Source organism: Chitinophaga solisilvae (assembly GCF_009928525.1).
Classification (GTDB): Bacteria; Bacteroidota; Bacteroidia; order Chitinophagales; family Chitinophagaceae; genus Chitinophaga; species Chitinophaga solisilvae.
This window is the reverse complement of the sequence record NZ_JAABOK010000005.1, coordinates 331,054-344,559: the sequence shown is the minus strand read 5'-3', so window position 1 is coordinate 344,559 and position 13,506 is coordinate 331,054. Positions and strand designations below refer to the sequence as shown.

Here is a 13,506-nt window from a genome sequence, read left to right as displayed (position 1 = left end):
TTCTATTGAGTAAACCATGGTCATAGGCATTCTCTTTTTGTGAAAGAACTTCTGTATTAAATATACTCACTTTTATAATGCTGTGATAATACTGCGCGTAATATTTTGTTAAAAAGAAAAAAATCAGCGTCAGGCCTTCGGGTGCGCCTGCTGATAAACCTTCTTCAGCTGCTCAATGGTAGTATGTGTATACACCTGTGTGGAAGCAAGACTGGCGTGGCCCAGCAGCTCCTGCACCGCCTTCAGGTCCGCCCCGTTATTAGTCAGGTGCGTGGCAAAAGTATGCCGCAGCAAATGCGGACTTTTCTTTCTGAAAGTAGTGATCTGATGTTCGGTCAGGTACTTGCGCACCATCAGGTATACATATTTGGGATACAGGCGACGGCCGCTGTGCGGATGCACCAGCAGTACTACCGGCTCAAAATCTTCCAGGTGGCTGCGCTTCATGGCCATATAGGCACTGATCTGCTCATTCAGTCCCCGGCTGATCGGAATAATACGCTCCTTCCCTCCTTTCCCCATCACTTTGATGCTCAGGTTACTCTTATCTACCCGGAACTCCTGCAGGGAAAGCAGTTCGGATAAACGTATGCCTGTCTGGTAAAAAATCTCGAAGATGAGGCGGTGTGTATGTCCTTCAAAGTCGTCCGTAAATATTTCCGGTGTTCCCAGCGATACCGGGCTGCGGTTATCTTCCAGGGCCTGCATCCCTTTTTCATCGATAAATCCCGGCAGGCGGCGGCTGATTTTAGGCGCTACTACTTTCATCATTGGCGACTGCTTTACCAGTTCCTGCCTGATGCAGTATTTGAAGAAAGATTTGAGGGTAGATATTTTCCTGTTCACGCTTTTGGCTGTCATGGCATCTTCCATGAGCTTCGCCAGCCAGCTGCGGATCATTACATGCGTAATTTCCCCGACCGGCGCCGTGCCGTAGGTGGCGGTAACAAAATCAAAAAACTGAAGGAGATCATTGCGGTAGGCTGTACAGGTATGACCTGAATACCGCTTTTCGAGCTGAATACTGGAGATGAATCGCCCGGCTAAGGAATATAGTTCTTCGTTCAACGCAAAAAGATTGATGATTGTAAAGTTATATAATAACCTTACAATCATCAAATATTTTGAGTTGTGCTAGCTTTCGCTAATACAAGATTAACCTTCTAATTTACCACTGGCCAGCTGTTGTTTATATACAGCCTTTAACACCTCGTTACGGCGTCTTACAGATGGTTTAGTAAAAGACTGGCGCGATCTCAGCTGCAGTAAAATGCGAGCTTTCTCGAATTTCTTTTTATATTTTTTAAGCGCCTTGTCTATGTTTTCGCAATCTTTAGAATCAATGATCAACATAATTTTTGCCTCTTATTTTTTAATAGGAACGCAAAGATAAGATTAATTTAATTAAATCCAAAATGGAAATAATTACGAATTACAAATTGCGAATTACGAATGAAAAGCGAAGAATGAAGCGGAAATCAGGTATGAGATTCGCTTCATTCTTCGCTTTTCATTCGTAATTCGCAATTTGTAATTCGTAATTATTTCCATTTCAGTCCTTTATCTTTTTCTTCAACATACTCACCTGGTCCTGGAGCTGGCTGACCATATCGGCCAGGTGGCTGACGCTCATACGGCTCTGCTGGCTGGCTTTGCTAATAATAGCGTCTGATTGCCAGAGTTCCAGTACATCTTCCATATCAACCGGGTAAGGGTCAAACTGGGTATTGTCTGATACCAGGGTGATTTTGGATTTGGAGCGGTTACTTTTCAGGATGCGTTTAAAAACAATGCCTTCGCGGGAAGTGACTACAACGTAGGTTTCATTGTTTTTGATTTCTTCCCAGCCGTCTACTTTATGGCAAACGATAACGGAGCCGGAAGTCACCGGCAACATGGAGTCTCCGGCTATTTCAAAGGCCCTGTAATCTCCTGCGCCCAGCATAGGCAGGGTGAAAGTATTGAGTTCTTCAATGAACTCATCATCGTTATAGCCTGCCAGGTAACCGGCTGCGGCTTTTACCGGCACAAACTGAATGGCCTGACGGGAACTGCCCAGCTTTTGCTGACGGCGTTTTTCCAGGAAGTTGTCTTTCTGGGATCCCAGATCACGCCGGAGCAGATCGTCAATGGAAACCCGGAACATATCGCTGACCTGTTCCAGGATCTCCGTACGCGGCTCTGCACGCTCTTCTTCGTAAGCACCCAGCAACGAACGCTTGATACCCAGTTTGTCGGCAAACTCTTGCTGCGTCCAGCCTTTTTGCTTACGCAGATATTTCAAATTCTGACATACTACGGACATAACCTAAATAATTTAGTACCTTGCTAACAAAATTAGCAAATAATTTTATAAAATACCAAATATATTCAAGTCCCTTCGCTTATTTTTGCCCGGTAAAATCAATTTGTTATGGTACATCTTCACTCCATCCTCAGGTGGGCAGTAGTTTTGATAGGACTTTTGGCGGTTATCCGCGCACTGAAAGGCGTTACAGGTAAAACCCCGTTTACTGCGGCAGATAGTAAAGCGGGTCTTTTCTTTTCCATCATCTGCGATATTCAGTTGCTGGTGGGCCTGCTGTTGTATTTCGTATTCAGTCCGAAAGCACAGGCAGCCATGTCCAATATGGGCGCAGCCATGAAAGACGCAACACTGCGTTTCTATGCAGTAGAACACGCCACGCTGGCTATCGTTGCCATTGCACTGGTACACATCGGTAAATCCAAAGTAAAAAAGGCGGCTACCGACGCCCAGAAACACAAGCTGGCATTAATTTTCTACGGAATTGCCCTGCTGCTTATATTCGTACTGACCCCATGGCCTTTCCGCGCAGCGCTCGGCGGCTCCTGGTTCTAAAATAACGTACTCTTCAAACAGAAAATGGCGGCCTAAGAGCCGCCATTTCTTTTTTATAGATTGACCACTTAATAATTCAGTCCGTTATCCTTTGTCTTTGTTGTATAACCTGAAAGAGTAAATATAAGGCAATGCCGCCAATACCAGCGCAGCGAAAAAAATCAGGAATACCCCGGTCAGCAGCGACAGGAAAAAGCCGCTGATAATAATGGCCAATCCCGTGCAAATCCACAGCGTGCCGGCCATATGGTGCGTTTCTGTCCAGATTTCACTGCTTTGTAACGTCCAGGGCGTACGCACTCCCACGTAATGATTGGGCGCCAGCTTTCTGAGATAAAAGCCTATACCTGTGATCAGGGCTCCTACGCCTGCAAATGCCCAGCGTTCCATTGCAAAAGGCTTAGCCTGACTAAACATGAAAATAATAATGCAGGAAAAGACGGCGAGATAAATATGAATGATAAAACGGATCCGGAAATACTCTCTTACATCTGCTTTACTACTATCTTCCTGCACTTCCCCTGTATTAGGCAGATATCTGAACAGTGCATACAGCAGCCCGTTTGTAACAAACAGAAAAATCATCAGTAACAGAAAATCATTTCTTCTATCCACATAATCAGCAGTATCAGGTGGATTGCCAGCCGGAACTGTAACGGGCAGTTGATTCCAGATAATTGCCAGGTAGGCCATCGGCAGCAGTAACAATGCCAGCAAAAAAAACTCTTTCAGATAATCCGGTTGTTTCATGGGAAAGATAGTTTAGAGATGATAATCCACTTTACAAATCCTTCAGCGCCATTCTCCTATACTACATCTTCCGGGCATGTTATGTTGTAACAAAGTTATGAAAAATGAAAATGGGGATAAAAATTTGCTAATAATTTTAGTATTACTAAGTAAATTAGTACCTTTGTAAAACAAGTCAAACAGTGATTCCGGCTGGCAGGCCCTGCTGATCACTATCCAAGTGGACCCTTCCATGCCCGGTCTGCCATCCGCCTATCGCTTTATTATAAAAAACGAATACTCATGCATCATCTGCACGGTAAACAAACATATTATGATTGCGTTACAGCAGCGAGCTATCGCACATTTTGATCTGGATTGTTTTTTTGTGTCTGTAGAATGCCAGCAGGACGACAGCCTGAAAGGCAAGCCCTTACTGGTAGGCGGCAGCAGCGACCGCGCTGTGGTGGCTGCCTGCAGTTATGAAGCGCGTAAATTCGGCATCCACTCCGCCATGCCCATGAAAACCGCGCTACGCCTGTGCCCGCACGCTATCATACGCAGCGGCGACATGGAACTGTACAGTAAAAAATCCCGCGAAATCACCGAGATCATCGCCGACCGCGCGCCGCTGTATGAAAAATCTTCTATCGATGAATTCTATCTCGACCTCTCCGGTATGGATAAATTCTTCGGCTCCCTCAAATGGACCACAGAACTGAGAAAATTCATCATGCAGGAATCCGGGCTTCCCATCTCCTTCGGCCTGGCCTCTAACAAAATGGTGTCGAAAGTAGCCACCGACGAAGCCAAACCCAACGGACAACTGGAAATCTGCTTCGGCGAAGAGAAAAATTTTCTCGCTCCCATGCCGGTGGAAAAAATTCCGATGGTAGGCCGCGAAACCGCTTCACAACTGCGCCGCCGCGGCGTGGAAACCGTAAAAACACTCAGCGAGGTACCTGTCTCCCTCCTGGAAGCATGGATGGGAAAAAACGGCATCTCCCTCTGGCGCAAAGCCAACGGCATCGACGATTCGCCGGTAATCCCCTACTATGAACAGAAATCCATCTCCACTGAAAGTACCTTTCCGGCAGACACCATCGACATGGAGTTCCTGCACGGGGAACTGGTCCGCATGACAGAAAAAATTGCCTTCGAACTGCGGCAGCAAAACAAACTCACCGGCTGCATCACCGTTAAAATCCGCTACTCGGACTTCGAAACAACCACCCGGCAGATGTCTATCCCCTACTCCTGCTCAGATCATATACTGCTGGAAAAAGTAAAGGAACTATTTAAGAAACTTTATGACCGCCGCCTGCTGGTTCGCCTGATAGGCGTACGTTTCAGCCACCTGGTACAGGGAAATTACCAGATCAGCCTGTTCGACGATACACAGGAAATGATTTCCCTGTACCAGGCCATAGACCATATCAAAAACCGCTTCGGGCCGGAATTTCTCATGAAAGGCACCAACGCTATTCCACCGGATAAAAAGAAATATCCTGTACCCCCAAAGGACATCATGCCTTATTTCAAAATATAATCATTTGTGAATGGAGAATAGTGTATCATGTATCTGAACTGCAAAACTTTTTTCAGCCTGCGCTACGGCACCATGCCGGCGGAACAGCTGGTACAGACAGCCCATCAGCTGGGCATTACCACGCTGGCGCTGACGAACATCAACATCACTTCCGATATATGGGAGTTTGTGGAACTGTGCCGGCGATATGACATCAAACCGGTATTGGGACTCGAATGCAGGAATGAATCCGATTTTAAATACCTGCTGCTGGCACGCAATCAGCCGGGGTGGTATCATATCAATCAGTTCCTATCCACGCATCAGCAGCAGGATATTCCTTTCCCCGACAGGGCGCCGGTACTGCCGGACACCTTTGTCATCTATGCCTGGGATGCAGTTACGCCGGAAAGCCTGCTGCCACACGAACTGCTGGGCATCAAACCACGCGAAATCAATAAACTTTTCCGCATAGATACCCTTGCACTGAAAGATAAACTGGTCATCATGCATCCGGTTACTTTTCAGGATGATGAACACTATGAATTGCACTGTGTGCTGCGCGCCATAGATCAGAATATCCTGATCAGCCAGCTGGAACCTTATACCATCGCGCACGCGGATGAAAAATTTATTTCTCCTGCAAAAATGGTGGCACATTTTGAAGCCTATCCGCATATCGTGGAAAATACGCTGCGGGTGCTGGAAGCCTGTCATACCAACATGCAGCTGCATATTCCACGCAATAAAAAACACTTCCTGGGAAGCGTGGAAGAAGACCGGCAACTGTTGCGCGACCTGGCGTTTGAAGGTATGAAATACCGCTATGGCGCTGATGAACAAACAGCAGCTACGGAACGTATTGAAAAGGAATTGCAGATTGTTGCCCAGCAGAATTTTGAAGCCTACTTTCTTATCTCCTGGGATATTATCCGTTTCGCACAGGAGCAGGAATTCTTCTATGTAGGCCGTGGCAGCGGCGCCAACTCCATCATCGCCTACTGCCTGAAGATCACTGATGTAGATCCTATAGCACTGAACCTCTACTTTGAACGTTTTCTGAATCCGTACCGCAGCTCTCCGCCTGACTTTGACATAGATTTTTCCTGGCGGGACCGGGATAGCATATTCGATTACATTTTTGATAGATACGGTAAGGAACATACGGCGCTACTCGGTACTGTCACTACCTTTCAGACGAACGCCATCATCCGCGAAATGGGGAAAGTCTATGGATTGCCTAAAAAGGAAATTGATAAAATACTGGAAAACGGATTTGATATCCGGCTGACTGAAGATGAGATACAACGGAAGATATTCCGTCTCAGCAAACTGATGGAGGGGGAACATTCATTTCCCAATCACCTGAGTATACATGCCGGCGGCGTACTTATCAGTGATGAACCCATATACCATTACTGCACTACCTATATTCCGCCCAAAGGCTACTGTACCGCACAGCTGGATATGTACCAGGCAGAGCGTATCGGGCTGTTTAAGTTCGATATCCTGAGCCAGCGTGGCCTGGGGCATATCCGTGATGCCATCGATATTATCCGGGAAAACCAGCATGTGGATATTGATATTCATAATGTCAAAGCTTTTATGATAGATACCCGTGTCCGGGAGAACCTGCGGAATGTGAATACTATCGGCTGTTTCTATATAGAATCGCCGGCCATGCGGCAGCTGCTGCAGAAGCTGCGCTGCGATGATTACCTGACGCTGGTAGCCGCCAGCTCTATTATACGTCCGGGGGTAGCGCAGTCAGGCATGATGAAACAGTATGTACACAGTTTCCGGCATCCTGAAACGGTGACTTATCTGCATCCTGTTATTAAGAAATTACTGAGCGATACCTTTGGCATCATGGTATACCAGGAAGATGTGATTAAGGTGGCGCATGAATACGCCAATATGGAGCTGGCAGATGCCGATTCGTTGAGGCGGGCCATGGCAGGCAAATACAGGGGCACCAAAGATTTTGAAAATATACAGGAGCGTTTTTTTATTAACTGCGCCAGGCTGGAACGCCCGCTGGATGTATCTGTAGAAGTCTGGCGACAAATTGCCAGTTTTGCCAACTTTTCCTTTTCCAAGGCGCACTCCGCCAGCTTTGCAGTGGAGAGTTATCAGAGTCTTTATCTTAAAACCTATTTCCCGGCGGAATTTATGGTGGCGGTGATCAACAATTTCGGAGGTTTCTATAACCGGGAGCTTTATTTCCGGGAGCTGACCAAAACCGGTGTGCGCCTGCATCCGCCGTGCATTAATAACGGTGACTATTATACGAAAATAAAGGAAAAAGAAGTGTATGTAGGACTGATTCATGTGGAAGGACTGGAAGAAACGCTGGCCATGCGGATACTGGAAGAGCGAAAAACATTCGGCCCCTATCTTCATCTGGAAGACTTTACCGGCAGAATATCCCCCGGCGCGGAACAGCTGGAAATACTGATCCGTATCGGCTGTTTTAATTTTACAGGGCTGACCAAAAAGCAGCTGCTATGGAAAAGCAGTCTGCTGGTAAAACAGAAAGATGCCGGTGGTGCGCATGCCATGTCGCTGTTCCAGCCTGCACCGGTTTCCTGCGAGCTGCCGGAGCTGGCCTATCATGTGCATGAAGACGCCTTTGATGAGATAGATCTGCTGGGCTTTCCGCTGCATTCTCCGTTTACCATACTGCAGCATGACCAGTCTTCGTATATCCCTGTACGTGATTTCGGCAAATATCTTAACCAGCCGGTGGTAACGCTGGGCTATCTGGTCACTACCAAGTTTATGCGTACCTCCAAAGGAGAGCCGATGTGTTTCGGTACTTTCCTGGACCGTGACGGTAATTTTATGGATACGGTACATTTTCCGGACAGTTTGCGGCAATACCCTTTTCAGAAGGGGGGATTTTATATTTTGCATGGCCGGGCGGTGATGGATTACGGAGTTATTACACTGGAAATCAGCAGAATGTATAAAATCGGATATTTTGAAGATAAAAAGTTCTAAATAACGACAAATTGTTGTATTTTTGTGACAAATGTCGGGTATTATGAAACATGCAAAAGGATACCACGTGCAGGAGAATGCATTAATGATAGTAGAACATCCGGGGGCGGGCTATGTGCCTGGCAGCGGTTATTTTGACTTTATACAGCTTTCCCGCAGCGGTATAATCAAACGGGCGTTATTGAATCTGAGCCGTCAGCTTTCTTTTTCCTTAACGGAGCTGGCACAGGTGCTGCACATTTCGGAGCGGACCCTGCAACGTTACTCAGACGACGCCAAACTCTCTGCAGACACGTCCGAAAGGGCCATCCTGCTTTCACAGCTCTATCAAAGGGGCACCGAAGTTTTCGGTAATCTTGAGAATTTCAAAGAATGGATGAGAACTCCATTACCAGCCTTCAACTATCAACTCCCTATTTCGCTTTTAGACACTACTTTCGGCTTCCAGCTTATCCAGGATGAACTGGGCCGTATAGAGCATGGTCTCTTTGCGTAGAAAAATCAACGAAACACCCTACATGGAAGTATACAGGATCAGTAAGTGCGCTTACATCAACGACCTGACCGGAACCGGTGCGCGCCTTTATGGCGGCCGCTGGAACAGCCCCGGACATGCCATCGTATATACTGCCGGCAGCAGAGCATTGTCTGCCCTGGAAGTATTGGTACACATTCCCCTCAAAAATATTATCCAGGACTTCTGTATTGCCACCATACAGATTCCTGATGAAACGGCCATTAAGACCATTACCAGGCAGGAACTTCCATCCGGCTGGCAATCGCTGGCGCCCTCCCCCCACCTCCAATGCATCGGAGACGAATGGGCAGAAACCGCCAGATATGCCGTCCTGAAAATTCCCTCTGTCGTAATCGCAGAAGAATTTAACTATCTTATCAATCCCCTGCACCCGGAAGCAGAACAGATTAAAATACTGCACACGCAGCCATTTTTGTTTGACCAACGTTTGAGGGGGAGTTCATCTAAATAGGTCAGGAGTTTTAAATTTCAAATTACGAATTGCGAATTACGAATGTAACTCGAAGATAAAAGCGAAGACCGAAGCGGATACTTTAAGTATGATCGCTTCGGTCTTCGCTTTTATCTTCGAGTTACATTCGTAATTCGCAATTCGTAATTTGAAATTCCTGACTCACTATTCCAATCCAAACAGTCCCTTATTCAGTACCTGCAGGGTTTTTTCCTTGTACTGGCCGTTGATGAGGATGGAAATATTGTGTCTGCTGCCGCCGTAGGAGATCATGCGCAGCGGTATAGCTTCCATGGCGTCGAATAACCTGGTGATGATAGAAGGAGTTGCGGCTACTTCATTACCTACGATGGAAACGATAGTTTGCTGATGATCCAGTTCTACAGTACCGAAGGGCTGCAGTTCTTTCAGGATCTGGTCCAGGTGCTGCGGATTATCGATAGTAATAGATACGGCTACTTCGGAGGTAGTGATCATATCGATAGGCGTACGGTATTTTTCGAACACTTCGAAAATTTTACGCAGGAAGCCATAAGCCAGGAGCATGCGGCTGGATTTGATTTTGATAGCGATGATACCATCTTTTGCTGCGATGGCTTTCACACCATTACCATTAGGCAGTTCAGTGATGATAGTGCCTTTCGCTTCCGGCTGCATCGTATTGAGCAGTTTCACCGGAATGTTGAAATGCTGTGCCGGCCAGATGGAAGCAGGGTGCAGGATCTTGGCGCCGAAGTATGCCAGCTCGGCAGCCTCGTCGAAAGATAACTGTTCAATCGGGAAAGTTTTTTTAACAACCCTGGGGTCGTTGTTGTGCATACCATCAATATCCGTCCAGATCTGGATTTCGGATGCCTGGATAGCTGCGCCGATCAGGGAAGCCGAATAATCACTGCCACCACGTTTCAGGTTATCCACTTCTCCTCTTGCATTACGGCAGATGTAGCCCTGCGTGATGAAGAGGTATTTATCCTTATGCTGCGCAATGAGAGCAGCCAGCCTGGTTTTGATCTTTGGAATTTCAGGTTCTTCGTACTCGTCAATACTCATGAAATCGAGGGCAGGCAGCAGTACGGCCGGGATACCGGCTTCTTCCAGATAAACACAGAACAGGCGTGTAGACAGCAGCTCACCTTGTGCAAGGATATCTTTGTTGAGCGCTTCATTGAAAGATATTCTGAGTATGATATTCAGAAATTCAAAGTGTTCATCCACGATAGCTTTAGCGTTGGCGCGGCCTGCGTCCTGCTTGACCAGTTCATTGCAGAAAGAGCGGTAGTGGCTTTCCAGCTTATCTATCTGCTGCTTCGCCTGGATTTTATTTCCTTCTGACAATGACTGGCTGATTTCCACAAGCGCATTTGTGGTGCCTGACAATGCGGAGAGTACCACAATTTTCTGATCATCATCTGCGGTGATCAGTTGTGCTACTGACTGCATACGCTCTGGTTTTCCCACGGAGGTTCCACCAAATTTTAACACTTTCATCTGAGTATATTTGTTTTTGCTAGCTACCCGAAATATTGCACAGGCGTTATTTCCGGCGGTTTATATGTGAAATGATGAGAATTAAAAATTCAGATTAAATTTCGCAGCTACTTCTTTCATATCCCTGATAACGGGTTCCAGTACAGGTATTCCGTTTTCAAGGCGATGATGCTGCATCTCTCTCTCAGGATCACCGGGAATCAGCACCTGTTTGCCTTCTACGGGAACGGCGGCTCTGAAGCGGCTTATCCAGGTATCCATGTGCGATTTAAATTCATCTGCCGGGCGGAAGGCATCTACCCGCATAGCACCGAAAAAGTGTCCGAGCCCTTCTCCTACCGGATCCGGAGCAAGCGGCAGAAAACTAACAAACGGCGGCGCCCACGGTCCATAGTTGGCTCCTGAAAGAACGGCCGAAAATATATCAACAATTGCTCCCAAACAATACCCTTTGTGGCTTCCGTGTTCACGATCTCCGCCCAGTGGCAGCAAAGCCCCGCCACTTCTGAGTTCATGCGGATTGGTGCTGGAATTTCCTTCTTTATCCTGAATCCATCCGTAAGGCGCTTCTTCATTTTTGCGCTGCAGAATTTCCAGTTTTCCATTGGCTGCAGTGGTGGTGGCGAAGTCGGCAACAAACGGCGGCTGTTCTTTTGCCGGGATAGCCACTGCAATAGGATTGGTACCCAGCATCCGCTCTTTGGCGAAAGTAGGTGCTACCAGCGGGCTGGCATTGGTCATGGCCATACCGATCATATCCTGCTCCAGCGCTTTCATGGCATGATAGCCGGCAATACCAAAATGATTGGAGTGTTTCACACTCACCCATCCGGTACCAACGCTGGCTGCCTTCTGCATCGCTACTTCCATGGCGTAAGGTGCTACCACCAGCCCCAGACCGCCATCACCGTCAACAACAGCTGTGCTGGGCGTTTCATGAACAATGCGGATATCCGGCTTTGCATTGATACGACCGGCTTCCCACAACCGTACATAGCCAGACAGGCGTGCTACACCGTGAGAGTCAATACCACGGAGGTCTGCAGCTACCAGCACTTCACTGGCCAGCGCAGCATGTTCCAGCGAGCAACCCATGTGAATAAACACTTCGCGGGTAAACTCCCTTAAATGATGATAAGAATATATATGTTCCATGAAATGTTATGCTTGTGCAGTGGGTCCACCAAAATTCATGGGTACGGATACCGGCTCCTGGTCCTGGATAGTGCCGTGAACAGATTCGTATTTCTTGATATTATCGAGCATGGCTTTCATAAAGCGCTTTGCATGCTGAGGCGTAAGAATAATACGTGACTTGACCTTTGCCTTAGGCAGACCAGGCATCACGTTTACAAAATCCACTACAAATTCGGCGTTGGAATGGGTGATGATAGCGAGGTTGGCGTATTGCCCTTCTGCAATTTCTTCATTCAACTCTATATTAAGCTGATTCTGCTCTTCGTGCTGATTTTCCATATTTGTATGATTTAGCGGTACAAAAATAAAAAAAGAGGGCTCATTTGAACCCTCTTTTTTTATTTATATGTTAAAAGGACAGATATCTTACTGATCCCACCATACTTTCGTCAGCAAAGTGATGTTACCAGGCACATTTTCCTTGTTGTAAGACAGCTCTGACTGCGGATAAGGCAGGCGGCGCGGAATTTCCAGGGTGCCGTTCTTTGAAGTCAGCACAGGCAGGCCGGTACGGCGCCAGTCTGTAAATGATTCTGACTGCAGATACATCGCATAGTATTTCTGCGTCATAATCAGGTTCAGTCTTGCAGCGGGCGTAGTAGCCGCATCAAAGCTAACTTCCGGCTTAGCAAGGTAACCCGTGGCATCTGCGCCTACTTTGGCAAATGAACCCAGAACGCCGGCTTCGTAGAAACTTTTGGCCTGTGCCGTGTTACCTGCTCTTGCATACGCTTCCGCCAGGATGAAGTTCACTTCATAGCTGGTCAGCATCAGCATGGGAGAATTCCTTGAATCATAAAAACCTCCCGGCAGATATTTGGACACGCGTTTATCATTCAATGCTTTCATACTGTTAATCAGGAAAGTATTGTCATATTCTACATACCCGGTACGTTGTTCATTAAACTGCTGAATAGGATTCGCCCTGGTTGGGTCATTCAGGAAATTGATCTGCGCATCAGGCAGCTGATCATTATCGATAAGCCCTCCCGGTGCGGCGGCAGCTGCAATAACTTTCTGTGCTGCGTTCGGATCTCTCTTTACGAGATGGATCAATACACGTAAACGGAATGAGTTGGCAAAAGCAATCCATTTGTCCGGGTCGCCGCCATACAATACGTCATTGTCGCCCGGATTGGGGCCCAGCTGTGGCTGGTGCAGATCTGTCAGCCCGGAAGTGATTAATGCATCAATGGTTTTATAAACATCTTCCTGCTTATCAAATTTTGCTTTGAACTGGAAAGATAAACCTTTGAAAGCATCGCTGTAGGGAATATCTCCCCACATATCTGTAGTGGTGCAGAGTACGTAGGCTGTCAGGATTTTACCTACGCCATTGTAGAAGTACCATTTCTTTTCGTCAGACATTTTTCTCAGCTCACTCAGGTTGTTCAGAATGCCCTGATATACGCTGCCCCAGGCATTGGTGAAGTTATCCGCCACCATCTGGTATTCTTCATAAGATTCGTACTGTTGGCTGGCGCCTGTTACCACATTGGTTAACACGCCGGTGGCAAGCGGCAAATCCGCCCCTCCCAGTACAAAGCCGGTGGTTACTTCCACACCGGTTAATATAGCGGCAGGCGGAGCATCTACCGGTCTGTCAGGGTCCGTGTTTACATCAAGATATTTCTTACACCCTGCGCCTAATGTCAACATAAGGGTAAGTCCGATTGCAGCAGCTGATATATTTATACGTTTCATAATTGTCA

General features: G+C 47.1%; 13 protein-coding genes. 5 read left to right on the top strand and 8 right to left on the bottom strand.

The window, feature by feature from the left end:
• Window positions 1-129: 129 nt before the first annotated feature.
• The 3 genes from GWG06_RS12360 to GWG06_RS12350 form a co-directional block, all read right to left on the bottom strand.
• The gene (locus GWG06_RS12360; RefSeq protein WP_160713563.1) at window positions 130-1,068 is read right to left on the bottom strand and encodes a tyrosine-type recombinase/integrase; all 939 of its coding nucleotides are present in this window, start codon (window positions 1,066-1,068) and stop codon (window positions 130-132) included.
• 87 nt (window positions 1,069-1,155) lie between these two features.
• Window positions 1,156-1,353, bottom strand: a complete 198-nt coding sequence (rpsU, locus tag GWG06_RS12355) for a 30S ribosomal protein S21 (RefSeq protein ID WP_160713561.1) — start codon at window positions 1,351-1,353, stop codon at window positions 1,156-1,158.
• A gap of 199 nt (window positions 1,354-1,552) precedes the next feature.
• Window positions 1,553-2,305 carry an XRE family transcriptional regulator gene (locus tag GWG06_RS12350; protein WP_127040558.1) on the bottom strand — a complete coding sequence of 251 codons (753 nt, stop codon included), beginning with the start codon at window positions 2,303-2,305 and terminating at the stop codon, window positions 1,553-1,555.
• Between the two features lie 108 nt (window positions 2,306-2,413).
• Here GWG06_RS12350 and GWG06_RS12345 point away from each other — a divergent pair, with 108 nt between their 5' ends.
• On the top strand, window positions 2,414-2,860 hold the full coding sequence (locus GWG06_RS12345; protein ID WP_127040561.1) for a hypothetical protein: 447 nt from the start codon (window positions 2,414-2,416) through the stop codon (window positions 2,858-2,860).
• A gap of 84 nt (window positions 2,861-2,944) precedes the next feature.
• On the opposite strand, the gene GWG06_RS12340 is transcribed toward GWG06_RS12345, so the two are convergent.
• On the bottom strand, window positions 2,945-3,610 hold the full coding sequence (locus tag GWG06_RS12340) for an SdpI family protein (protein WP_160713559.1): 666 nt from the start codon (window positions 3,608-3,610) through the stop codon (window positions 2,945-2,947).
• Window positions 3,611-3,923: 313 nt separating this feature from the next.
• Between GWG06_RS12340 and dinB the strand changes: the two genes are divergently transcribed.
• Genes dinB through GWG06_RS12320 form a run of 4 tightly spaced genes read left to right on the top strand, consistent with a single transcriptional unit; the run spans window position 3,924 to window position 9,109 of the window.
• Window positions 3,924-5,138 (top strand): DNA polymerase IV, encoded by a 1,215-nt coding sequence (gene dinB, locus GWG06_RS12335; RefSeq protein WP_160713557.1) that lies wholly within the window; start codon window positions 3,924-3,926, stop codon window positions 5,136-5,138.
• A gap of 27 nt (window positions 5,139-5,165) precedes the next feature.
• Complete coding sequence (locus GWG06_RS12330) at window positions 5,166-8,120, top strand: DNA polymerase III subunit alpha (RefSeq protein ID WP_160713555.1); 2,955 nt, start codon at window positions 5,166-5,168, stop codon at window positions 8,118-8,120.
• A gap of 43 nt (window positions 8,121-8,163) precedes the next feature.
• Window positions 8,164-8,616: a type II RES/Xre toxin-antitoxin system antitoxin gene (gene parS, locus GWG06_RS12325; RefSeq protein WP_158631524.1), complete on the top strand. Its 453-nt coding sequence runs from the start codon at window positions 8,164-8,166 to the stop codon at window positions 8,614-8,616.
• Window positions 8,617-8,638: 22 nt separating this feature from the next.
• Window positions 8,639-9,109, top strand: coding sequence for an RES family NAD+ phosphorylase (locus tag GWG06_RS12320; RefSeq protein WP_158631525.1), 471 nt, complete (start codon window positions 8,639-8,641; stop codon window positions 9,107-9,109).
• Window positions 9,110-9,274: 165 nt separating this feature from the next.
• Here GWG06_RS12320 and GWG06_RS12315 read toward each other — a convergent pair whose 3' ends face one another.
• From GWG06_RS12315 to GWG06_RS12300, 4 genes are all read right to left on the bottom strand, one after another.
• The gene (locus tag GWG06_RS12315) at window positions 9,275-10,597 is read right to left on the bottom strand and encodes an aspartate kinase (RefSeq protein WP_127040579.1); all 1,323 of its coding nucleotides are present in this window, start codon (window positions 10,595-10,597) and stop codon (window positions 9,275-9,277) included.
• Window positions 10,598-10,678: 81 nt separating this feature from the next.
• Window positions 10,679-11,752 carry an Ldh family oxidoreductase gene (locus tag GWG06_RS12310; protein WP_160713553.1) on the bottom strand — a complete coding sequence of 358 codons (1,074 nt, stop codon included), beginning with the start codon at window positions 11,750-11,752 and terminating at the stop codon, window positions 10,679-10,681.
• Window positions 11,753-11,758: 6 nt separating this feature from the next.
• Window positions 11,759-12,073: a DUF3467 domain-containing protein gene (locus GWG06_RS12305; protein WP_127040585.1), complete on the bottom strand. Its 315-nt coding sequence runs from the start codon at window positions 12,071-12,073 to the stop codon at window positions 11,759-11,761.
• A gap of 87 nt (window positions 12,074-12,160) precedes the next feature.
• On the bottom strand, window positions 12,161-13,498 hold the full coding sequence (locus GWG06_RS12300) for a SusD/RagB family nutrient-binding outer membrane lipoprotein (protein ID WP_127040588.1): 1,338 nt from the start codon (window positions 13,496-13,498) through the stop codon (window positions 12,161-12,163).
• Window positions 13,499-13,506 lie beyond the last annotated feature (8 nt).

Excerpts from the sequence above, each read along its gene's own strand:
- GWG06_RS12320 (WP_158631525.1), top strand. The coding sequence starts at position 8,639 with ATGGAAGTATACAGGATCAGTAAGTGCGCTTACATCAACGACCTGACC.
- rpsU (WP_160713561.1), bottom strand. The coding sequence starts at position 1,353 with ATGTTGATCATTGATTCTAAAGATTGCGAAAACATAGACAAGGCGCTT.
- GWG06_RS12315 (WP_127040579.1), bottom strand. The coding sequence starts at position 10,597 with ATGAAAGTGTTAAAATTTGGTGGAACCTCCGTGGGAAAACCAGAGCGT.
- GWG06_RS12330 (WP_160713555.1), top strand. The coding sequence starts at position 5,166 with ATGTATCTGAACTGCAAAACTTTTTTCAGCCTGCGCTACGGCACCATG.
- GWG06_RS12300 (WP_127040588.1), bottom strand. The coding sequence starts at position 13,498 with ATGAAACGTATAAATATATCAGCTGCTGCAATCGGACTTACCCTTATG.
- GWG06_RS12305 (WP_127040585.1), bottom strand. The coding sequence starts at position 12,073 with ATGGAAAATCAGCACGAAGAGCAGAATCAGCTTAATATAGAGTTGAAT.
- GWG06_RS12310 (WP_160713553.1), bottom strand. The coding sequence starts at position 11,752 with ATGGAACATATATATTCTTATCATCATTTAAGGGAGTTTACCCGCGAA.
- GWG06_RS12350 (WP_127040558.1), bottom strand. The coding sequence starts at position 2,305 with ATGTCCGTAGTATGTCAGAATTTGAAATATCTGCGTAAGCAAAAAGGC.
- GWG06_RS12340 (WP_160713559.1), bottom strand. The coding sequence starts at position 3,610 with ATGAAACAACCGGATTATCTGAAAGAGTTTTTTTTGCTGGCATTGTTA.
- parS (WP_158631524.1), top strand. The coding sequence starts at position 8,164 with ATGAAACATGCAAAAGGATACCACGTGCAGGAGAATGCATTAATGATA.
- GWG06_RS12345 (WP_127040561.1), top strand. The coding sequence starts at position 2,414 with ATGGTACATCTTCACTCCATCCTCAGGTGGGCAGTAGTTTTGATAGGA.
- dinB (WP_160713557.1), top strand. The coding sequence starts at position 3,924 with ATGATTGCGTTACAGCAGCGAGCTATCGCACATTTTGATCTGGATTGT.